We start from the raw sequence: 19,192 nt of genomic DNA, 5'->3' as shown, positions 1-19,192 counted from the left end.
CATGCACACAAACAAACGGTCGGCATGCACTCCGCCAGACCGGCCAAGCGCAAAGAGGGCGAAGCTGAATGCAGGAAGACATCGTCATCATCGGAGCAGGACAAGCCGGAGCCCAGGTCGCCCAATCCCTGCGCCAGGGTGGATTTGAAGGCCCGCTGCGGCTGATCGGCGACGAACCGCATCCTCCGTATCAGCGCCCGCCCCTTTCCAAGAGGTATCTGGCCGGCGAGATCGGCGCAGAAGGTCTGTGGTTGCGCCCGCCAGCTTTCTTCACGACCAACAACATCGACCATATTCCCAATACCAGGGTCGTTGCCATCGACCGGGGTGCCAAGCGGCTGACCCTGGCCAACGGAGACACGCTGCCCTATGGCAAGCTGGTTCTGGCAACGGGCACCAATGCCCGGCTGCTGAAGCTGGACGGGGCCGACAAGAAGGGCGTGGTCACCTTGCGCTCGATTGCCGATGTCAACACGATCCGGGAGGTTCTTGAGAAGACCGGTCAGGTTGCCATCATCGGTGCAGGCTACATCGGCCTGGAAGTTGCTGCTGTCGCCAAGACCCTCGGCAAGTCGGTCACGGTCATCGAGGCGCAGGACCGTCCGATGAAACGCGTGGTCAGCCAGCCCGTCTCCGACTACTTCTGCAGCCTGCACAAGGCCCGCGGGGTCGATCTGCGTCTCAACACGGGCATCGAGGCCATCGAGGGCGGTGACAGCGTCACCGGCGTCAGGCTGTCGACAGGTGAGACGGTTCCGGCCGGGCTGGTGCTGGTTGCCGTCGGTGCCGAGCCCAACGACCACCTTGCCGCCGAGGCGGGCCTGGAGGTCGACAACGGGATCCTGGTGGATGGCTGCGGCCAGACCAGCGACCCGGACATTTATGCCGCTGGCGACTGCACGCGCTTTTATTCCAATCGCTACCAGCGCTCGGTGCGCATGGAAAGCGTCCAGAATGCCATTGATCAGGCCAAGGCGGTCGCCCAGGCTCTTCTGGGGCAGGAGGTCGACTACGATCCGCTGCCGTGGTTCTGGTCCGATCAGTATGAGATCAAGCTGCAGATCGCCGGTCTGTCGGAAGGCTACGACGATGTCCGCGTCGTCGGCTCGACCGAGGACAACAAGTTCTATGTAGCCTATCTGCAGGACGGCCGGCTGATTGCCGTCGACAGCATCAACTCGCCGCGCTCGCACATGATGGCCCGCCGGGTGATCGGCGAACCCTGGCGCGACGATCTGCTGCCGGAAGCCTGAGCAAAAGGTTCTCTTGAAGTGAGTGAGGCCGGCAGGCATTCGGGCAAAGTGCTTCGAATGCCCGCAGTCGGTGCACGCGGTTATTCGACCTTGCCGAATTTCTCCAGGAAATGAGCGGTCATGTCCTTATTGCGGTCGTACTGGTGGACGATCGCATAGGGCTGCCTGTCGAAGGTTTTGACCAGCCCGTCCTCGAACACCGGTGCAGTTTCCCTCGGCATGCAGAACCCCGGTGCGTCCGGACCGACGTTCGCACTGACAGCATGCAGCAGCCAGGGAACCTGCCAGTTCACCTTTTCGGCCTTTTCCTTCCAGCCGCAAAAGGTCAGGAGCTGGTTGAAGGCGGCCTGGTCGCCGCTGCGTTTCGTCTGGTCGAAATAATAGACGGCCAGCATGAAATCCATCATGGCCTCATAGCGGCCCGCGAAATAGCCGGCGCAGCATACGGGAACCTTGGCCACGCGGTCATAGGCGTGACGGCCATAGGTTTTCAGGACGTTCCGGCGGTTCCAGGGGTCTTCATGGGTGATACTTTCCTCGCCGATCAGCAGATCCTTGCCCGGAGCAAGATTGTCTTCCATCCAGGCGAACGGATCTGACTGGAACACAACGTCCCGGGCATCTGAAAAGGCGACGAAGCGCACAGGCTCACCAAGCGCATCGAGATGCTGTTTCACCAGATGGCTGGCGTGGAAGAAACGCCGGTCGTAGATCTTGTCCTTGAAACGCAGGATGCGCTTGTTCCAGGTCCAGCGTCGGTCGGTGTAGAGCTTGCCGCCATCGGAATGATCGGCGATTTCTTCCTGAAGCTGCGAATAGGAATAGCGCTTCCTGCCGGGATCATGATTGAAGGTGATCACGAGCGAGCCCATGTGCTTCATGTAGTCCACAAGGCCTTCACTTACGTCATAGGCCACGGCGACCGTGCGGCCGCGATATCCGGTTGCCTTCAGGGAGTTGTACCAGGCAACCATGTGTTTCGGCTCATAGCCCGACACCGCCGTGACGATGACATCGTTGGCTGAGGACAATTCGGCTGACATGCGCGCTCCGGGCTCGGTTCAAACTGGCCCGGCGACAGGCTGGCCGGGTTTCGGCCTGCTACCTATCCCAAACCGCGCCGGGGGACCAGATCAGGGCGAAAATTTCTGGAAGCCAAATGAAGGTGGGCTCAGCATCCAGCATTCTGGAGGATGAGCCGCGTCACTTCCTTGGGCAGTTCCAGATGCAACATGTGGCCGGTTCGCTCGAAGATGTGCGTGGCAACGACGCCCGGCAGCTTGTGGGCCTGGCGCGTCGGCAGGACGCGGTCCTGTGTGCCCCAGAGAACCTTGATCGGCATGGGCAGCTCTGCCAGCTCGTCGCGCGGCAGGGTCTTTTGCACGCTGCCGTCGATGATCTCGTCCGCGATTGCCTCCAGTGTTGCCGCCGCTCCCGGGCGTGCCCGGCTTTCGGCTGCCGTTCTGGCAAGGAACTTCGGCAATTTGAACTCCCAGCCGAAGAATTGTTCCAGCAGGGTTTCCATTGTTTCAGCATCCGTTGCGGCCGCATAGCGGCGCAGCAGGCGGTGGTTGATCTCAGAACCGAACCCGCCCGGTGCGAGCAGGGTAAGGCTGGCGACCAGATCCGGATTGCGCAGGGCAATCAGCGCGGCGACCGCACCGCCCATGGAATGACCGACGAGGTGAACCTTCGTCAGCCCAAGCGCCTCCAGAGACTGGCCGACCGCTTTTGCGGAAACGCCCGCGTTGCCGACCCGCGGCCAGTCGAGGGCCTCGCCGTGCCCCGGCAGATCGAACGCAATGGAGCGTTTCCTGGAGGCCAGCGCGGCCTGGATGTTGAGCCAGGTCTGCCGGTCGCCGCCGAAACCATGAAGCAGCACGACCGGCGCCCCTTCGTCTGGGCCGGTGGCGGCCTGGTCTCTGAAGGGCAGATGGGAAGGGGCGTCGGGACGTAAATCGGTCATGTCGGTCTTTGCTTGTCGAGGGAATGGAAAAATAGCCGCAGGAGGGGACGTCTCAGGAAAGCGGGTCCAGGGTAAACAGGGGTTGGGGATCGGTGAAGCCGTTGAGGTCGAACGAGCCGGCCGGTTTCGATCTTTCGCAGGCGAATCGGGCGACGTCTTCGGTCATCAACACGTCGGCTCCGACGGTCTTGGTGAGGCTTTCGATCCGGGCGGCAGCGTGCACGGTCTGGCCGATCACCGAGAAGGTGAGCCGGTGCGGAACACCGATGTTGCCGAACATGACAGACCCGACGGACAGGGCTATGCCCGCCTTCAGAACATGCGGCAGCCCCGGATCTGCGTTGATCTTCTTCAGACGGATCCGGCTTTCGTCGGCAGCCGATAGCGCCTGCGCGACGGCCTTGTCCAGACTTTGCGGTCCGATGGGAAAAACGCCCAGAACGGCATCGCCGATAAAGTCGAGCACTTCGCCGCCCCTTGCCAGGATCGCGCCGGCTGTTGCGTCGAAATAGGTGTTCAGGAACGACAGGTAGGCATCCGGACCCAGCAGTTCGGCAATGGCGGTCGAGTTGCGCATGTCGCTGAAATAGATCACCGCATCGACGGTCTGCCCGTCGCCATGACGGATCTGGCCGCTCAGCACCTTGTTGCCGGCGATCTTGCCGAGATAGGTTTCGGCGATTGTCTGGTTGATCTGACCCTGGATGGTGGCGCGGGCAGCCAGGGCAAAGCGTTTTTGAATGTAGCGGATCGCGGTCAGGGCCTCGTCCGAAAAGCCCTCCGTTTCCCGCGTTGCCCAGCTGATCACGATGCCGGAGGCGGAGATAGGGTCCTTGATGGTCGGCAGGTCGAATTCCGTGGTGATCACGATGTAGTCGGTGTACCCGCTTTCCTTCAGACGCACGAGGAGCGGGAATTCAAGCGCAGAATTTGCATTCGCGAGCCGGCGCCGCAGGACCGGCTCCTGATTGACCAGCACTGCGCGGACAGGGCTTTGCAGCCACTCGTCGGATTCCTCGGCGTTGTGGGCAATCTGTTCGCGGTAGATTTCGGAGCCGTTTTCCCAGATCGCAGTCTCTGCCTCGATCAATGGGTGCAGGGTCGACCAGCCGATCATCGCGCGGTCCACCGGCACCTCGCAGACGCGCAGGCGCTCGCACATCTGGCCGAACATGGACCCCAGATCGGGCGAACCAAGAGACTGGTCGATCAACCAGTCTTCGACGCCGTCAATTTCCGCCATACTGATCATGGCGCCAAGTTAGTGGTGTTTTCGTCCGGTTTCCAGACGGCTTGTGACGGCGTTGCGCGTTTAATGCGCCGGTTTGAAATTCACCTTGCCGGGCGGAACGATGAACCAGTTGACCGTGACATCGGGGATGCTGCTGGAGGTCTGGTAAGCGAATGTCTGCGATCCCTCACGAACGGCGTCCGGATAGTAGCGCCGGATTTCCTCAAGCGGCGTTTCCCGGTCGCCGCGCCAGACGATCATCAAGCCTTTGTCCTGAACGTCCTTCGGGTCGATCCACGGGCTGAGGGTCAGATCATGGAGATAGAACATCGAGGGGCGGACAGGCGCTTGCGTGGTGACATTTGCCGCCGACCACATGTCGCCGGCGACATAGGCAAGATCGGTGCCCATGCGGTCTTTCCAGACACGGGCCATGTCTTGTGCGATGGCCTTGCCGGGATAGTGGATCCGGGTCTGCTTGTGTTTCCAGTAGGGCTCCAGCATCGCCTGTCCGAAGAGGACACCGAGGAAAATCGCCTGGATCGCGATGGCCGCGGCGAGGGCACGGGCGGGGAAGGGCCAGACGTCCGGCAGTGCCACAAACCTTACGGCAAGGATGCCGGACAGAACGAACATAGGCGTGCCCCACATGTGCTCGAACTCGTTGCCCGTGACGGCCGACGCCAGTAGCACGACGGCAAGCGGCAGGATGGCAAACCAGAGCAAAAAGCGGTCCGAGGGAACGGGGAGGGCCTTGACCGTTTCGTGCCTGCGCTGTCGCACCCTTTTCAAGCCACGCCAGCCCAGGCCGGCCAGGATGACCAGGAACAGCCCGGCGTGATTGCCGATTTGCGCGGCCAGGAAGTTCAGCGGATTGAACAGGTGGTCGGTGAAGCCGGTCGACGGGTTGCTGCGGCTGGCGGCATAGCGCAGCGTCAGAAAATCCGTTTCCAGAAGCCATGCGGTGTGCGGGAGCAGCAGGCCGAGACAGACGGCAATCGCGACCCAGGGACCAGGGCGCAGGACATGCCGCCGGGCATCGGCGAAGACCAGGGCGTAAAGTCCGATCGCACCGATCAGGAGAAGCACGAAATATTTCGTGTAGAGACCGAAGGCGGCCAGAGCACCAAGCAGGACCCAGTCGAGCAGCCGGCCTTTGTCCAATACCCGGTGAAACAGCAGCATCATGCCGGCCCAGACCGGGATCTGCAGGATGTTCGGGTTGAATTCAGGCAGCGGCAGCGTGAAGTAGAAGGTGACGCTGGTCAGTACGAGAGACCAGAACGCCTGCTGGCCGGAAAGACCGAGGCGGCGAGCGAGCCGCCAGATGAACAGATAGCCGAGGGCGACCGATACCGCACTCAGCCAATAGCCACCGCTCGTGCCCCCGGTGAGGCGATAGGTCAGCTCCAGAAGCCAGGCCTGCATCGGCGGATGCTTGGTGTAGCCGAGCTGAAGTTCACGGCCCCAGGCAAAGCCTTCCACCACATCAAGCGGCGGATTGGGAAAGGTCAGGGCCGGCACCAGGGTATAGAGCAGGCAGAGACCCGCAGCATAATAGACGGCGGTCCGTGCAGGCGTGGTATCGATCAGGCGCATCAGGGGTCAGGTTCCGGCTGGGTGGTGCGAGAAGGCCCAGAGCCGGGCACCGGCGAAGGAAAGGGCAGGCACGATCGCGATGGAAAACAGGAGGCCGATGAGATCCGGCCAGGGGGTCAGTGTCAGCCACAGAGCCAGAACGGTGGTGTTCAGCAGAAAGCCGCAGACGGCGATCACCAGGAAGCGGACCATGCTTCTGATCGCGGTTCCCTCGCGGCGCAAATGCGAAAAACTCCAGAAATAGTGACCGGTAAAGGAAACGCAGAAGGCCACCAGGAAGCCGCAGATATTGGCTGGATAGGGCGATAGCAATCCTGATTGCAGCAGGCTGCCGGCCACCGTGGCATGGGTAAGTGTCGCCAGCACGCCGATGACCGCAAACTTTCCGGCAGCGGCGGTCTCCGTCTTCAGCTTGCCGTGACGGGCCTCAGGCACCATTGGCGGCGTCGTTTGGTTGACTGGCGGGTTGTTTGACGGGTTGGGGCGCAGGGCTGCCTTCGATCACATCCTGAACGATGAACACCGGCCGCTGTTTTGCTTCGTTGAAAAGCCTTGCGACATATTCCCCAATCATCCCGATCGACAGCAGTTGCACGCCTGAAAAGAACAGGATCGCGACCATAAGCGAGGCATAACCCGGAAGGTCGATACCTTCGATAAGAACGCGCAAGGTCAGGTAGAGCGCATAGGCAAAGGCGCCAACAGAGATCAGCGCGCCGCCATAGAACCAGACCCGCAGCGGCAGAGTGGTGAAGCCTGTCAGGCCGTCGAGTGCAAAGTTCCAGAGCTTCCAGTAATTGAACTTACCCGTGCCGGCGAGGCGTGCCGGACGCTCATAGGGCAGCGCCATGGCCGGAAAGCCGACCCAGGCGAACAGCCCCTTCATGAACCGGTTGCGTTCGGGAAGACGTAGCAGAGCGTCAATGACGCAGCGGTCGATCAGGCGGAAGTCGCCGGCATTGGCCGGCATGTCGATATTGGCCAGCCGGTTGAACAGGCGGTAGAACATGCCTGCCGTGGACCGCTTCATGAGCGTGTCGGAAGAGCGGTCGACCCTCAGACCATAGACGACGTCATAGCCCGCGCGCCATCCGTCCAGCATCTGCAGGATGAGCTCCGGCGGATCCTGCAGGTCGGCGTCGATGATGATGCCGATGTCTCCCTTCGCGGCCTCCAGCCCGGCCGAAAGGGCTGCTTCCTTGCCGAAATTGCGGGAGAGGCCCAGAAGCCGTCCAGGCAAGCCGTTGGCGAGCTGTTCGGAAAGGAGATCGGCCGTCCTGTCGCGGCTACCGTCGTCGATGAAGACATATTCGTAACGAAGGCCGGTCCGATCGAGCACCGGCCGGGTTGCCTGCAGGAAGTGGAGTATGACCTCTTCTTCGTTGTAAACTGGTACGATGACACTCAGCAGCGGTGCCTGCGGGCGGGCGCTTTCCCGCCGGGTGACGTAGACTGTGTTAGCCGCTGTGGTGTGCATGAACATTCGTTCGCCGGTTGAAGTCGGCGGCAACCTGCCGGAATTTCACGAAAAAGGCCAGCCCTTTGAACAGGCTGGCCTTCGTCATGGTCAATTGCTTCGATTGCCGTCAGGCAAGCACGCCGTGGCAATGCTTGAACTTCTTGCCGGAGCCGCAAGGGCAGGCCTCGTTGCGGCCAACCTTGCCCCAAGTCGACGGGTTGTTCGGATCGCGCTGCGCCGGGGGCACCGGCGTCTGGGCGTCAGCCAGTGCCATCTCGTCTTCCCCGGTGGTGGGGTTGATGTGGTGCGGGTGCATTTCCGGCTCGGCAGGCATCTGCGGTGGCTGCTCCGTCACCAGTTCGACCCGCATCAACTGCGCGGTGGTTATCTGGCGAAGCTGGGTGAGCATGGACTCAAACAGCGTGAAAGCCTCGGTCTTGTATTCCTGCAGCGGATCGCGCTGGGCGTAGCCGCGGAAACCGACAACGGAGCGCAGGTGATCGAGATTGGCCAGGTGCTCGCGCCACAGATTGTCGAGCGTCTGCAGCAGCACGGCCTTTTCCACCTGGCGCATGATGTCCGGGCTGTATTTGGCGACCTTCTGGGCCATTGCGGCATCTGCTGCCTTGCGCAGACGGTCCTTGACCTCTTCGTCGGCGATGCCTTCCTCGGCCGCCCAATCCTTGATCGGCAGATCCAGGTTGAGATACTTGCGCGTTTCTTCCTGCAGACCTTCCGTATCCCACTGTTCGGGATAGGCGCGCTCGGGGATGTGCCCGGAAACGAGATCGTCGATCACATCGTGGCGCATCTCGGCAACCGCGTCCTGGATCGCCTCGCTGTCCATCAGTTCGATACGCTGATCGAAGACCACCTTGCGCTGGTCGTTCATCACGTCATCGAATTTCAGCAGGTTCTTACGAATGTCGAAGTTGCGCGCCTCGACCTTCTGCTGCGCCTTTTCAAGTGCCTTGTTGATCCACGGGTGGATAATGGCTTCGCCTTCTTCCAGGCCGAGCTTCTGCAGCATGGAGTCCATGCGCTCGGACCCGAAGATGCGCATCAGGTCGTCCTGCAGCGACAGGAAGAACTTGGAATGGCCGGGGTCGCCCTGACGGCCGGAGCGGCCACGCAACTGGTTGTCGATGCGGCGGCTTTCGTGACGCTCCGTGCCGATGACGTAAAGACCGCCGGCGGCCAGCGCCTTCTGCTTCATGTCTTCGACTTCGGCGCGGATCTGCGTTTCGCGTGCGGTGCGTTCTTCACCTTCCGGCATGTCGCCCAGTTCCATGGCGATCTGCATGTCGGCGTTGCCGCCGAGCTGAATGTCGGTACCGCGGCCTGCCATGTTGGTGGCGATGGTGACGGCGCCCGGCAGACCGGCCTGTGCGACGATGAAGGCTTCCTGTTCGTGGTAGCGCGCATTCAGAACCGCGAAGACCTTGGTCTTGCCGCCTTCACTCTTCTGAGCGGCGGCAAAGGCCGCCGGATCGCTGAGATCGATCTGCTTGTAGCCGTGCTTCTTGAGCATCTCGGCGAGATACTCGGACTTCTCGATGGACGTGGTGCCGACCAGGATCGGCTGCGCACGCTGCTTGCAGTCGTCGATCAGCTTGACGATGGCCTGGAATTTTTCCTGAACGGTCCGGTAGACCTCGTCATCGTCATCGATACGCTTGACGGCGACGTTGGTCGGGATCTCGACAACTTCCAGCTTGTAGATGTCGGCGAATTCGTCGGCTTCCGTCGACGCTGTGCCGGTCATGCCGGCCAGCTTGCCGTACATGCGGAAGTAATTCTGGAACGTGATGGACGCCAGCGTCTGGTTTTCCGGCTGGATGCGCACTTTCTCGCGGGCTTCCAGCGCCTGGTGCAGGCCTTCCGAGAAACGGCGGCCCGGCATCATGCGGCCGGTGAACTCATCGATGATGACCACTTCGTCGTTGCGGACGATGTAGTCCTTGTCGCGCTGGAACAGCTTGTGCGCCTTCAGCGCCTGCTGCAGGTGGTGCACGACGGCGACGTTCTCGACGTCGTAAAGCGACTCGCCTTTCAATAGACCGGCTTCGCCGAGCAGCTTTTCCAGTTTTTCGTTGCCGGCTTCGGTGAAGGAGGTCGACCGCTGCTTTTCGTCGAGTTCGTAGTCTTCTTCGGTCAGATGCGGAATGAAGGCATCGACAGAATTGTAGAATTCGGAGCGGTCTTCCAGCGGACCGGAAATGATCAGAGGCGTACGCGCTTCATCGATCAGGATCGAATCCACTTCGTCGACGATGGCATAGGCATGTCCGCGCTGAACCATGGACTGGCGGTCATGCTTCATGTTGTCGCGGAGATAATCGAAGCCGAATTCGTTGTTGGTGCCGTAGGTGACGTCGGCAGCATAGGCCGCCCGACGTTCCTCGTCGCTCAGGCCGTGGGTAATACAGCCGACGCTGAGGCCCAGAAATCTGTAGACCTGGCCCATCCAGTCGCTGTCGCGCTGTGCCAGGTAGTCGTTGACGGTGACGACGTGAACGCCGTTTCCGGTCAAGGCGTTCAGATAGACCGGCGCGGTGGCGACGAGGGTCTTGCCCTCACCGGTGCGCATTTCGGCGATCTGACCGGAATTGAGCACCATGCCGCCGATCAACTGAACGTCATAATGACGCTGGCCGAGCGCCCTGCGGGCCGCTTCGCGAACAGTGGCGAAGGCGGGAACCAGAAGATCGTCGACGCTTGCGCCGTTTTTCAGCTGGTTTCGGAACTCGTCGGTTCTGGCCCTGAGAGCCTCGTCCGAAAGAGCCTGGATTTCCGGCTCCAGGGCGTTGATCTGATCGACCCTTGCCCGAAATGCCTTCACTTTACGGTCGTTCGCCGAACCGAAAATCTTACGTGCTAAAGCGCCAAGGCCAGCCATGTGGCGGTCCTTCCCTACAAGGCGGCGCCAACTGGCAAAGAGGCGCCTGCCCATGAAATCGTCTCAATTGCTGTCCACGTTGCCGCCTGGCGCAGAGCGCTGGCCGGCAAACGCGGCCGAAAAGATGCCTTCCCGGCGCTACGGCCAGGACGCCCGACAGATAAGAGGGGGCTGAATGCTTGTCAACGCCGCAGGAATGCGCAATGTACCCTCGCTCCTGCAATACAGGGGTAAGAAAGATTACTGTTCCGATAGGTAAAGGACTACTCATGTTCCGAATTTCGATGCGCAGGCCGGCTCAGGCGCTTGCCGTTTCTCTCCTGGCGCTGTCGCTCGGATCCACCGTCCTGTCCGCCGCAGAGCCGGACGATGTGGTCGCGAAAGTTGGCGACACGGAAATCACCGAAGCCGATCTCGCCTTTGCCGCGCAGGACCTGGGCAAGGAATTGCAGCGGTTCCCGCCGGCACAATGGCGCAAGCTTCTTCTGGACGTCATGGTCGACATGGAACTGATGGCGCATGCCGCCCGTGAGGAAGGCCTGGACAAGGATCCGGACTTCCAGCGTCAGCTCGACTTCCTGAAGCTGCGCGCCCTTCGCAACGCTTACCTCGCCCAGAAAATCGACGGCGAAGTGACCGACGAAGAAGTGCAGGCAGCCTACGACAAGGAATTCGCCGATTTTGAAGGTGCGGAAGAAATCAACGCCCGTCACATCCTGGTGAAGGACAAGGCTGAGGCAGAAGCCATCATCGCCGAACTGGACGGCGGAGCGGATTTTGCCGAACTGGCCCGCGAAAAATCCACTGGCCCGTCCGGTCCGAACGGCGGCAGCCTCGGGTACTTCGCCAAGGGCCAGATGGTTCCGCCGTTCGAAGCTGCTGCCTTCGCGCTGGAGCCTGGCACCTACACCAAGGAGCCGGTGGAAACCCAGTTCGGCTGGCACGTGATCAAGCTCGAAGACAAGCGCCGCCAGGAAAAGCCGGCGTTTGAGGAAGTTGCCAACGGTCTGCGCCAACAGTTGATGCGCGAGCGTTATGACGCCCGCATGGCCGAGCTCAAGGACCAGGTTGCCGTCGAGATTGTCGACGAGAGCCTTGCCAAGACCGAAGAGGGCGGTGCTGCTGCTGAAGAGGAAGGCGCTGCGACCGAAGACGGTGCGGCAAAAACCGAATAAGGCACGCTTTGCCTGAAATGAATGATGAGCCCGGCAGCTAGGCTGCCGGGCTTTTTTGCAGTGCTTGTGCACCACGCCCGAAATGGCTTGAAAAGGCTTGCGTTTGCCACATGCTTACGGCAAGAGCATCGTGTGTTCAGGCGAGCGCGGACAAGGTGCTCGCAGCCATTTGAACGGATCAATTTGCGGGCGGTCAAACGATCTCGACTGAGCGCTGGTTGGTCCTGAGCTTTGTATCATCTGACCGGGACCGCCACGATGTCGACCACCGTATCTCCCCTTGCGCCCAAGTCCTATCCCGAGATGCCGGAGATCGAAGGCGTCCAGTTCGCGACCGCCTCCGCCGGGATCAAGTACAAGGGCCGGACCGACGTTCTGCTGGCGACGGTCTCGGAAGGAACGGCGGTGGCCGGTGTCTTCACCCGCTCCAATTGCTCGTCCGCGCCGGTTGACTGGTGCAAGGCACGCGTCGGCGGCGGCAAGGCACGCGCGCTACTGGTCAATTCCGGCAACGCAAACGCCTTCACCGGCAAGAAGGGCAAGGCGGCGGTCGAGCTGTCCGCGGAAATCGTTTCCAAGGCGCTCGGATGCAGCGAAGGCGAGATTTTCCTGGCATCGACCGGCGTGATCGGCGAGCCGCTGCCAGCGGACAAGTTTTCCGACGTCATCGACGAGCTGAAGGCCAATCAGGGCAGCGCAAGCTGGCTGGACGCCGCCAAGGCCATCATGACCACGGATACCTATCCCAAGGTCTCCACGGCAAGCGTCGAACTGGATGGCGTCACCGTGACCATCAACGGCATCGCCAAGGGTGCCGGCATGATTGCTCCGGACATGGCGACCATGCTGTCCTTCATCTACACCGACGCGCCGATCGCTGCGGACGTTCTGCAGGCACTGATCAGTGGCGAGGTTGATGGCAGCTTCAATGCGGTCACCGTCGACAGCGACACGTCCACCTCCGATACGGTGCTCCTGTTTGCGACCGGTGCGGCCGCGAAAAAGGGCGTGGAGAGTGTTGCCTCCCTCGAAGACCCGCGTGTCGATGTCCTGCGGGCTGCCCTCGGGGACGTCATGCTGGACCTGTCCCACCAGATCGTCCGCGACGGCGAAGGCGCACGCAAATTCGTCGAAGTGCGGGTGGAAGGCGCTGAAAGCGATGCGTCCGCCAAGCGGATTGCACTGTCGATTGCCAATTCGCCGCTGGTCAAGACGGCAATCGCCGGCGAAGACGCCAACTGGGGCCGCGTCGTCATGGCCGTCGGCAAGGCCGGCGAGCCGGCTGATCGCGACAAGCTGGCCATCTGGTTCGGCGATGTGCGGGTGGCGGTCGACGGCGAGCGCGATCCCGACTACAGCGAAGCGGCCGCCTCTGCGGTGATGGAGCAGGAAGACATTGTCATCCGCGTGGACCTTGGGCTGGGCAGCGGCCAGGCTTCGGTCTGGACCTGCGACCTCACCAAGGAATATGTCGCCATCAACGGCGACTACCGGAGCTGACCATCCTTCGCAGTTCTGACGGTGCTGCCCGCCAACGTGCTTAACCGCGCCTTAAACCAGCGTTTCAGGATTGGACACCTGCCAATGACCAAGATCGTGCTCGTTGCCGCCTGTGCCCTTGTGGATGTGGATGGCCGCATCCTTCTGGCGCAGCGGCCCGAAGGAAAATCCATGGCCGGATTGTGGGAATTCCCCGGCGGAAAGGTCGAGGAAGGCGAGCGTCCTGAAGAAACGCTGATCCGGGAGCTGAACGAAGAGCTCGGCATAGAGGTTAACGAAGCGTGTCTGGCGCCCTTGACCTTCGCCAGCCACTCTTACCAGGATTTTCACCTACTCATGCCATTGTTCATTTGCCGCAGGTGGAATGGAACGCCACACGGCAAGGAAAACCAGGCGTTGAAATGGGTGCGCGCTGCCAGGTTGAGGGACTATCCGATGCCGGCCGCGGACGAACCTCTGATACCGCATCTGCAGGACGCTGTTTAAGGCCGTTTGTTCAGTTCTTCGGGGGTCGCATGCCGTTTCGATTTCAAACCATTGCAGACCGCATTTCACCGGCTTTTTTCCGGCGGAAAGAGTTCGTGCGCGACGAGCGCGGCGCTACCATGATCGAATATGGTCTGATCGTCGGCTTCATCAGCATCATTATCCTGATCACGATGACTGCTATCGGCACCACCATGCGCGACGATATCTTCGGTAAGATTTCGACCACCCTGCAAGGCGTGCTCGGCTCCACCTGAGCCGTGCTTTACGGGTCCACGCCCTAATCTTCGATTTTGCGTTCCTCGACGCCGAGGGCGTCGGCCAGCCGTGTCCTGGCGGAGCCTGGCCGCAGCGGTTTTTGCTGGCTTTCATGCGGCGCCCATCCCGACAGGGTCACCAGCGAAAATGTCGCCCGGATCCGTCCGTCCGCATCGGCATGGTTTTCGGCATAAAGCTGGGCTGCCCGCAAGAGAACCTGACGGGAAAGCGGCAGTCTGCTGCGGTCTTTCAAGACGGACGGTGCGCCCATGGACCTGAGATCCGCCAGGAGCGCGAACATGCTGTCGTAGCGCACAGTCAGGTTGTCCAGATCGGTGACCGGCAGGGCAAAGCCCGCTCTCTGAAGCAGGCTGCCCAGGTCACGCGTGTCGGCAAAGGGCAGAACGCGCGCGGCTGCGCCGCCCTTGATTTCCAGTTCGGCCCGCGTGAGGCTGTCGCGCAGTTCGCTCAAGGTGCCAGCGCCCGGCAAGGTGGCCAGAAACAGGCCGTCCGGCTTGAGAGCGCGGCGGATCTGCACGAGCGTGCCGGGCAGATCGTTGACGAATTGCAGGTTGAGCGCGGAGACGAACAGGTCCACCGTCTGGTCGCCAAAGGGGATCAGGGCGTCGTCGAAGACGAGGTCTGGCGCGGGAAGGCCGGGGTCGGCGACAAAGAGATCAGCCCTCAGGACAAGATCAGCCTTGCTGGACCGCCGGATTGCCTCACCCACGTGCGCCCGGTGACCACCGAGATCGACGGCAACCGGGAACTGTCGGTTGACCAGCATCAGGCGGTCCTGCAGATCTTCGCTGACGGTTTTCAGCAGAAAATCCGCACCCGGTTTGGCAGCCTTCAGCGCCCGCAGGCGGCAGGCGCGAAAAAAGGGGCGGTCGAAGAGATCTGGTTGTGCGGTCACGGCAATCCCGGCTGTCGTCTGAGTATCGCGGTCACATATGGTATCCGCCCGCCAAGGTCAAAGGTGCAAGGTCGCGCTGGCTGCCTGTACATCAGTCTTCCGGCGCGATCGGAGCAGGTGTCGTCTGTTTGGGCTGGTATCGATTGCGGTTTCGATGCCAAGGTGGCCGCTGGAGTGAAGGTGCATTTTTTGCAGGCGTAAAGCGGGAGCGGTTTTGCGACATCTTGCGATGAACATAGCCGGTTTTCCGGAAATCGCGGCACGGTTTGCGCTCGATTTCGTGCTGCCGCAACGCTGCTTCAGTTGCGATGCGCGGGTGTCCGAGCAGACCGGGCTGTGCGCGCAGTGCTGGTCGCAGGTGCCATTTCTGGAAAAGCCCTGGTGTGAGCGGCTCGGTATTCCGTTCGCCTATGATGTCGGTGAGGGCGCCTGGAGCCCGCAGGCGATAACTGCGCCGCCGGTGTTCAACAGGTTGCGGGCGGTTGCCTTTTATGACGGTCCCGCCCGGCAGATGGTTCATGCGCTGAAATTTTCCGGCAGGCGCGACCTGGCCCGTCCGATGGCGCGCTGGATGGTTCGCTCCGGCAGCGAGCTTCTCAGCAAGGACAGCCTGGTGGTGCCGGTGCCGCTTCACTGGTTGCGGTTGCTGTCCCGCCGGTTCAACCAGGCGGCAGATCTGGCAAGGGAAGTCGCCCGCGAATGTGGCGGACAGTTCGAGCCGCAGGTGCTCAGACGGCAGAAACGAACCCGCAGGCAGGTTGGTCTGTCGGCCAGGGACCGCCACAGGAATGTCCGGTCCGCCTTCAAGGTCGACAGCGCTCGGGCTGATCTGGTTCAGGGGCGTCACGTTGTGTTGATCGATGATGTGCTGACGACCGGCTCCACGGTGTCCGCCTGTTGCAAATGCCTGCTTTCTTCAGGCGCAGCTTCTGTCGATGTGCTCACATTCGCGCAGGTCGACCCTGCTTCGCGGACAGGCAAGGCGACCTGATCTCGATACGCGTCCTCTTGAGTTTTTTCTGCGCACCCGCATATAACGCCCGGATTTGGTGTGCGGCGGTGCGGAAATGCGTGCGGCTGCCAAAAATAAGGAAAAGATCTGATGGCTGAAGTGGTGATCTATACGCGCCAGCTCTGCGGCTTCTGTACGGCGGCCAAGCGGCTGCTGGACAAAAAAGGCGTTGCCTACACGGAACACGATGCCACGTTCGATCCGGGCCTGCGCAAGGAAATGGTGCAGAAAGCCAACGGACATTCCACGTTTCCGCAGGTCTTTGTCGGCAAGACACACGTGGGCGGTTGCGACGATCTGCACGATCTGGAACGTGCGGGCAAACTGGACGCCCTGCTTGCGTCCTGATTTACTGACCGCATAACCTTACCTACCAGGACGGAGACAGGGGTGGGATGACTTCATTCACGGCAGCATGCATTCAGCTGCGCAGCGGCAAGACAATTTCGGACAACGCGGATGCTGCGGAAAGCCTGATCCGGGCGGCGACGAAGGATGGCGCGCAGTTTGTTCAAACACCCGAAATGTCCAACGTTCTGGTGCGCAGCCGGCAGGAATTGCAGGAACGGATCTCCGATGCCGAAGACGACCTGTTCCTGAAAAGAGCGCGCGCGCTTGCTGCCGACCTGGGGATCTATCTGCATCTCGGATCGCTGGCCGTGCTTGCCGGCAACGGCAAGATCGCCAACCGTGCCTTTCTGATCGAGCCGGATGGCAATATTCTCGCAGTCTATGACAAGATCCACATGTTCGATGTCGATCTGCCGAATGGCGAAAGCTGGCGTGAGTCGGCAACCTATGAACCGGGAACGCAGACGGTGATCGCCGATCTGCCGTTTGCGAAGGTCGGCATGGCCGTCTGCTACGATATCCGTTTCCCGGCGATTTTCCGTACCCAGGCCCGTGTGGGGGCGCAGGTTCTGACCGCGCCGGCGGCTTTCACCCGGCAGACGGGCGAGGCGCACTGGCACGTGCTTCAACGCGCCCGCGCAATTGAAAACGGTGCGTTCGTGATTTCCGCTGCCCAGGGCGGTACCCACGAAGACGGCAGGGAAACCTACGGCCACAGCCTGATCGTTGATCCGTGGGGATCGGTGATCGCAGAACTCGATCACGACGAGCCGGGTTACGTGCTCGCGGAAATCGACACGGAAGCTGTCGCCAAGGCCCGTCAACGCATTCCCGCGATTGCGAACGAACGCGGCTTTTCCTGCACGCTGAGAGAACCCGCCGGGGAGATGCCCGCGTGATCAGATACACGCTCGTCTGTGAGGCAGCGCATAGCTTTGAAGGCTGGTTCCGCAATTCCGAGGATTTCGAGGGCCAGTGCGCCCGCAGGCTCGTGACCTGTCCGGCCTGCGGCAGCGCAGAGGTTCGCAAGGCATTGATGGCACCGGCGGTTGCGACATCTAGAAAGAAGGACAACCGGCCACCGGAACAGCTTCCTGCGGCCGAAGCGCCGTCCGCCACCGTATCTGCTTCCGGGCAAGTGCCAGTGTCCGATGCCGGTGCCCAATCTGCCGCGCTCATTCCCAACGACTTGCGCCAGAAGGAAGTTCTGGAGGCGTTACGGCTTATCCGGAGCCACATTCTGGAGACGTCTGAAAACGTCGGTTCGGGATTTGCGGACGAGGCGCGCAAGATCCATTATGGTGAAGCGGAACAACGCAGTATCTACGGACAAACGACACCGGCAGATGCGCAGGAATTGATGGAAGAAGGTATTGCGGTCGTGCCGCTGCCAAGTCTTCCGGAAGACAAGAACTGAGCCGGTAGACGCCGGCTCGTTGAACTTCCGGACTTGCCGAACAGGGCGCGGGCCGGCAACAGAAGACATTTCTGTCCCTGAGCCGGTTTCGCCGTTCAGGAGACCGATCGGGGGCACTCATATGGAAATGCAAATTGCTGCGAAGAGCGGAAAGGTAGCCTGCAGCAACTGCCCTTTGCGTTCGAACAGCCACTTCCGGGAATTCACCTCGGAGGAACTGGCGTTCATCAGCAGTTTCAAGATGGGTGAATTGACCGTCAACCAGGGGGCGACCCTGTTGATGGAGGGGACGCGCTCGACGCATCTCTACACGATCCTGTCCGGATGGGCCTTCCGGTCAAAGGTGCTGGAAGACGGACGGCGCCAGATCCTGAACTATGCCCTGCCGGGAGATCTGCTCGGCTTGCAGGGATCATTGCTCGGCGAAATGCAGCACACGGTCGAAGCGCTGACGCCACTGACGGTCTGTGTGTTCGACCGGAACCGGCTTGGGGAGATCTGGGAGCGGTTCGGCTCGCTCGCGTTCGACATCACCTGGATGTCGGCGCGCGAGGAGCGCATTCTGGACGAACATCTTCTGAGCATCGGGCGGCGTTCGGCCTCGGAACGCGCGGCCTATCTTCTGGCCTATCTGCAGCAGCGTCTCGACAAGCTCCATAACCTCGCCAAGGCTGACAAGGCGCTTCCGCTCACGCAGACCCATGTGGCCGACACGCTCGGCCTGTCGCTGGTTCACACGAACAAGACTCTGCGTAAGCTGGCGCAAGGCGGGCTGATCCGCTGGATGGACAGCCGCTGCGAAGTGCTGGACATCGACGGTCTGTGCAAAATCGCCGGCTGGAGCAATGTTACGCCGGTCAGCCGACCGTTTCTGTGATGTATGCGATATCGGAAGATTTCTATATGCGCTGACGCGAATACTTCAGCTTGACATAGCAAGAATTGCAGATTGAGTAGATGGTCACTGAGTTTTATTAATCTATCAGGTAATGTTAACACCCGTTAAAGTGTTGCTTTTTATGAAAATCTTTTGCTTATAAGGGAACCGAGATAGACTTCAGGCGTTGACATTTCGAAGAACAAACTAGAAAAACAGACCTGATCTGTGCCGAGGCCCCAGTATGTCATTGTCCTTGCTGAACAATTCCGATTGCATAAAGGTTATAGTGGCCGAGGACGAGCCTCTTATCGCCTGGATGCTGGAAGATGCCCTTTCGGGAATGGGGCTTGTGGTGGTCGGTCCGTTCGCGACGGTCGCCGAAGCAAGCACTTGTGTCCTCAGCGAGGATCCGCAACTGGCCGTTCTGGACGTCGACCTTGCTGACGGTGCGGTTTACCCGCTTGCTGATGCGCTTCACAAGAAGAACGTTCCTCTCATCTTTCACACGGCGAATACGGACCGTGTCGATCTGAAGGGGCGTTATGACGGTTCCCGCGTGGTGCTGAAACCCTCGAACGTGACCCTGCTTCAAAGCGTTGTTGAAGACGCCTGTAGCCGCCTCAGAGCGTAGTTATCTGCTCTCCGGTTACGTTTTGCAACTCCTCCAAGCTTTACGGGAGGCCACAGGGCCTCTCCACCGCCGTCTCGACGATGCGGTCTCTGAGCAACCGGTCGAAAGTCCTTCGGGCTACGCGAGGTTTCTGTCGATGCACGCAGAGATCCTGCCGGC

Annotated in this window: 19 protein-coding genes; 11 read left to right on the top strand and 8 right to left on the bottom strand. The window is 60.9% G+C overall.

The window, feature by feature from the left end; translation table 11 throughout:
* Nucleotides 1–68: 68 nt before the first annotated feature.
* Nucleotides 69–1,253 carry an NAD(P)/FAD-dependent oxidoreductase gene (locus SIAM614_RS04475; protein WP_006932440.1) on the top strand — a complete coding sequence of 395 codons (1,185 nt, stop codon included), beginning with the start codon at nt 69–71 and terminating at the stop codon, nt 1,251–1,253.
* 80 nt (nt 1,254–1,333) lie between these two features.
* Here SIAM614_RS04475 and SIAM614_RS04470 read toward each other — a convergent pair whose 3' ends face one another.
* The 7 genes from SIAM614_RS04470 to secA form a co-directional block, all read right to left on the bottom strand.
* Nucleotides 1,334–2,296, bottom strand: a complete 963-nt coding sequence (locus SIAM614_RS04470) for a hypothetical protein (protein WP_006932431.1) — start codon at nt 2,294–2,296, stop codon at nt 1,334–1,336.
* A gap of 128 nt (nt 2,297–2,424) precedes the next feature.
* The gene (locus SIAM614_RS04465; RefSeq protein ID WP_006932430.1) at nt 2,425–3,219 is read right to left on the bottom strand and encodes an alpha/beta fold hydrolase; all 795 of its coding nucleotides are present in this window, start codon (nt 3,217–3,219) and stop codon (nt 2,425–2,427) included.
* A 52-nt stretch (nt 3,220–3,271) separates the two neighbouring features.
* A complete protein-coding gene (locus SIAM614_RS04460; RefSeq protein WP_198137251.1) occupies nt 3,272–4,462 on the bottom strand; it encodes an adenylate/guanylate cyclase domain-containing protein in 1,191 nt (396 codons plus the stop codon).
* A 69-nt stretch (nt 4,463–4,531) separates the two neighbouring features.
* On the bottom strand, nt 4,532–6,049 hold the full coding sequence (locus tag SIAM614_RS04455) for a glycosyltransferase family 39 protein (protein ID WP_006932428.1): 1,518 nt from the start codon (nt 6,047–6,049) through the stop codon (nt 4,532–4,534).
* Between the two features lie 6 nt (nt 6,050–6,055).
* Complete coding sequence (locus tag SIAM614_RS04450; RefSeq protein ID WP_006932427.1) at nt 6,056–6,487, bottom strand: GtrA family protein; 432 nt, start codon at nt 6,485–6,487, stop codon at nt 6,056–6,058.
* Nucleotides 6,477–7,526: a glycosyltransferase family 2 protein gene (locus SIAM614_RS04445; RefSeq protein WP_157139669.1), complete on the bottom strand. Its 1,050-nt coding sequence runs from the start codon at nt 7,524–7,526 to the stop codon at nt 6,477–6,479. Before SIAM614_RS04445 ends, SIAM614_RS04450 begins: the two co-directional genes overlap by 11 nt.
* Before the next feature lie 109 nt (nt 7,527–7,635).
* Nucleotides 7,636–10,407 (bottom strand): preprotein translocase subunit SecA, encoded by a 2,772-nt coding sequence (secA, locus tag SIAM614_RS04440; protein WP_006932422.1) that lies wholly within the window; start codon nt 10,405–10,407, stop codon nt 7,636–7,638.
* 269 nt (nt 10,408–10,676) lie between these two features.
* Between secA and SIAM614_RS04435 the strand changes: the two genes are divergently transcribed.
* From SIAM614_RS04435 to SIAM614_RS04420, 4 genes are all read left to right on the top strand, one after another.
* Entirely contained in the window at nt 10,677–11,582 is a 906-nt protein-coding gene (locus SIAM614_RS04435; RefSeq protein WP_198137250.1) for a peptidylprolyl isomerase, read from the top strand.
* 258 nt (nt 11,583–11,840) lie between these two features.
* Nucleotides 11,841–13,082 (top strand): bifunctional glutamate N-acetyltransferase/amino-acid acetyltransferase ArgJ, encoded by a 1,242-nt coding sequence (argJ, locus tag SIAM614_RS04430; RefSeq protein ID WP_006932420.1) that lies wholly within the window; start codon nt 11,841–11,843, stop codon nt 13,080–13,082.
* Between the two features lie 84 nt (nt 13,083–13,166).
* Nucleotides 13,167–13,568 carry an 8-oxo-dGTP diphosphatase MutT gene (gene mutT / locus SIAM614_RS04425; RefSeq protein WP_006932418.1) on the top strand — a complete coding sequence of 134 codons (402 nt, stop codon included), beginning with the start codon at nt 13,167–13,169 and terminating at the stop codon, nt 13,566–13,568.
* Between the two features lie 29 nt (nt 13,569–13,597).
* Nucleotides 13,598–13,825, top strand: a complete 228-nt coding sequence (locus SIAM614_RS04420) for a Flp family type IVb pilin (protein ID WP_006932416.1) — start codon at nt 13,598–13,600, stop codon at nt 13,823–13,825.
* Between the two features lie 23 nt (nt 13,826–13,848).
* Here the strand turns inward: SIAM614_RS04420 and SIAM614_RS04415 are convergent, their stop codons facing one another.
* The gene (locus SIAM614_RS04415) at nt 13,849–14,748 is read right to left on the bottom strand and encodes a methyltransferase domain-containing protein (protein WP_208983896.1); all 900 of its coding nucleotides are present in this window, start codon (nt 14,746–14,748) and stop codon (nt 13,849–13,851) included.
* 208 nt (nt 14,749–14,956) lie between these two features.
* Here SIAM614_RS04415 and SIAM614_RS04410 point away from each other — a divergent pair, with 208 nt between their 5' ends.
* From SIAM614_RS04410 to SIAM614_RS04385, 6 genes are all read left to right on the top strand, one after another.
* Complete coding sequence (locus SIAM614_RS04410; RefSeq protein ID WP_208983889.1) at nt 14,957–15,733, top strand: ComF family protein; 777 nt, start codon at nt 14,957–14,959, stop codon at nt 15,731–15,733.
* Between the two features lie 111 nt (nt 15,734–15,844).
* The gene (gene grxC / locus SIAM614_RS04405; protein WP_006932400.1) at nt 15,845–16,102 is read left to right on the top strand and encodes a glutaredoxin 3; all 258 of its coding nucleotides are present in this window, start codon (nt 15,845–15,847) and stop codon (nt 16,100–16,102) included.
* A 47-nt stretch (nt 16,103–16,149) separates the two neighbouring features.
* Nucleotides 16,150–17,004 carry a carbon-nitrogen hydrolase family protein gene (locus SIAM614_RS04400; protein WP_006932399.1) on the top strand — a complete coding sequence of 285 codons (855 nt, stop codon included), beginning with the start codon at nt 16,150–16,152 and terminating at the stop codon, nt 17,002–17,004.
* The gene (locus SIAM614_RS04395) at nt 17,001–17,522 is read left to right on the top strand and encodes a DUF1178 family protein (protein WP_006932396.1); all 522 of its coding nucleotides are present in this window, start codon (nt 17,001–17,003) and stop codon (nt 17,520–17,522) included. Before SIAM614_RS04400 ends, SIAM614_RS04395 begins: the two co-directional genes overlap by 4 nt.
* Before the next feature lie 121 nt (nt 17,523–17,643).
* Complete coding sequence (locus SIAM614_RS04390) at nt 17,644–18,399, top strand: Crp/Fnr family transcriptional regulator (RefSeq protein WP_006932392.1); 756 nt, start codon at nt 17,644–17,646, stop codon at nt 18,397–18,399.
* A 244-nt stretch (nt 18,400–18,643) separates the two neighbouring features.
* The gene (locus SIAM614_RS04385; RefSeq protein WP_006932391.1) at nt 18,644–19,033 is read left to right on the top strand and encodes a response regulator; all 390 of its coding nucleotides are present in this window, start codon (nt 18,644–18,646) and stop codon (nt 19,031–19,033) included.
* Nucleotides 19,034–19,192 lie beyond the last annotated feature (159 nt).

The sequence above is a fragment of the Roseibium aggregatum IAM 12614 genome (genome assembly GCF_000168975.1).
Taxonomy (GTDB): domain Bacteria; phylum Pseudomonadota; class Alphaproteobacteria; order Rhizobiales; family Stappiaceae; genus Roseibium; species Roseibium aggregatum.
Note: the sequence above shows the minus strand (reverse complement) of the source record. Positions and strands in the feature narration are given on the sequence as shown.

Excerpts from the sequence above, each read along its gene's own strand:
- SIAM614_RS04475 (WP_006932440.1), top strand. The coding sequence starts at position 69 with ATGCAGGAAGACATCGTCATCATCGGAGCAGGACAAGCCGGAGCCCAG.
- SIAM614_RS04470 (WP_006932431.1), bottom strand. The coding sequence starts at position 2,296 with ATGTCAGCCGAATTGTCCTCAGCCAACGATGTCATCGTCACGGCGGTG.
- SIAM614_RS04465 (WP_006932430.1), bottom strand. The coding sequence starts at position 3,219 with ATGACCGATTTACGTCCCGACGCCCCTTCCCATCTGCCCTTCAGAGAC.
- SIAM614_RS04460 (WP_198137251.1), bottom strand. The coding sequence starts at position 4,462 with ATGGCGGAAATTGACGGCGTCGAAGACTGGTTGATCGACCAGTCTCTT.
- SIAM614_RS04455 (WP_006932428.1), bottom strand. The coding sequence starts at position 6,049 with ATGCGCCTGATCGATACCACGCCTGCACGGACCGCCGTCTATTATGCT.
- SIAM614_RS04450 (WP_006932427.1), bottom strand. The coding sequence starts at position 6,487 with ATGGTGCCTGAGGCCCGTCACGGCAAGCTGAAGACGGAGACCGCCGCT.
- SIAM614_RS04445 (WP_157139669.1), bottom strand. The coding sequence starts at position 7,526 with ATGCACACCACAGCGGCTAACACAGTCTACGTCACCCGGCGGGAAAGC.
- secA (WP_006932422.1), bottom strand. The coding sequence starts at position 10,407 with ATGGCTGGCCTTGGCGCTTTAGCACGTAAGATTTTCGGTTCGGCGAAC.
- SIAM614_RS04435 (WP_198137250.1), top strand. The coding sequence starts at position 10,677 with ATGTTCCGAATTTCGATGCGCAGGCCGGCTCAGGCGCTTGCCGTTTCT.
- argJ (WP_006932420.1), top strand. The coding sequence starts at position 11,841 with ATGTCGACCACCGTATCTCCCCTTGCGCCCAAGTCCTATCCCGAGATG.
- mutT (WP_006932418.1), top strand. The coding sequence starts at position 13,167 with ATGACCAAGATCGTGCTCGTTGCCGCCTGTGCCCTTGTGGATGTGGAT.
- SIAM614_RS04420 (WP_006932416.1), top strand. The coding sequence starts at position 13,598 with ATGCCGTTTCGATTTCAAACCATTGCAGACCGCATTTCACCGGCTTTT.
- grxC (WP_006932400.1), top strand. The coding sequence starts at position 15,845 with ATGGCTGAAGTGGTGATCTATACGCGCCAGCTCTGCGGCTTCTGTACG.
- SIAM614_RS04400 (WP_006932399.1), top strand. The coding sequence starts at position 16,150 with ATGACTTCATTCACGGCAGCATGCATTCAGCTGCGCAGCGGCAAGACA.
- SIAM614_RS04390 (WP_006932392.1), top strand. The coding sequence starts at position 17,644 with ATGGAAATGCAAATTGCTGCGAAGAGCGGAAAGGTAGCCTGCAGCAAC.
- SIAM614_RS04385 (WP_006932391.1), top strand. The coding sequence starts at position 18,644 with ATGTCATTGTCCTTGCTGAACAATTCCGATTGCATAAAGGTTATAGTG.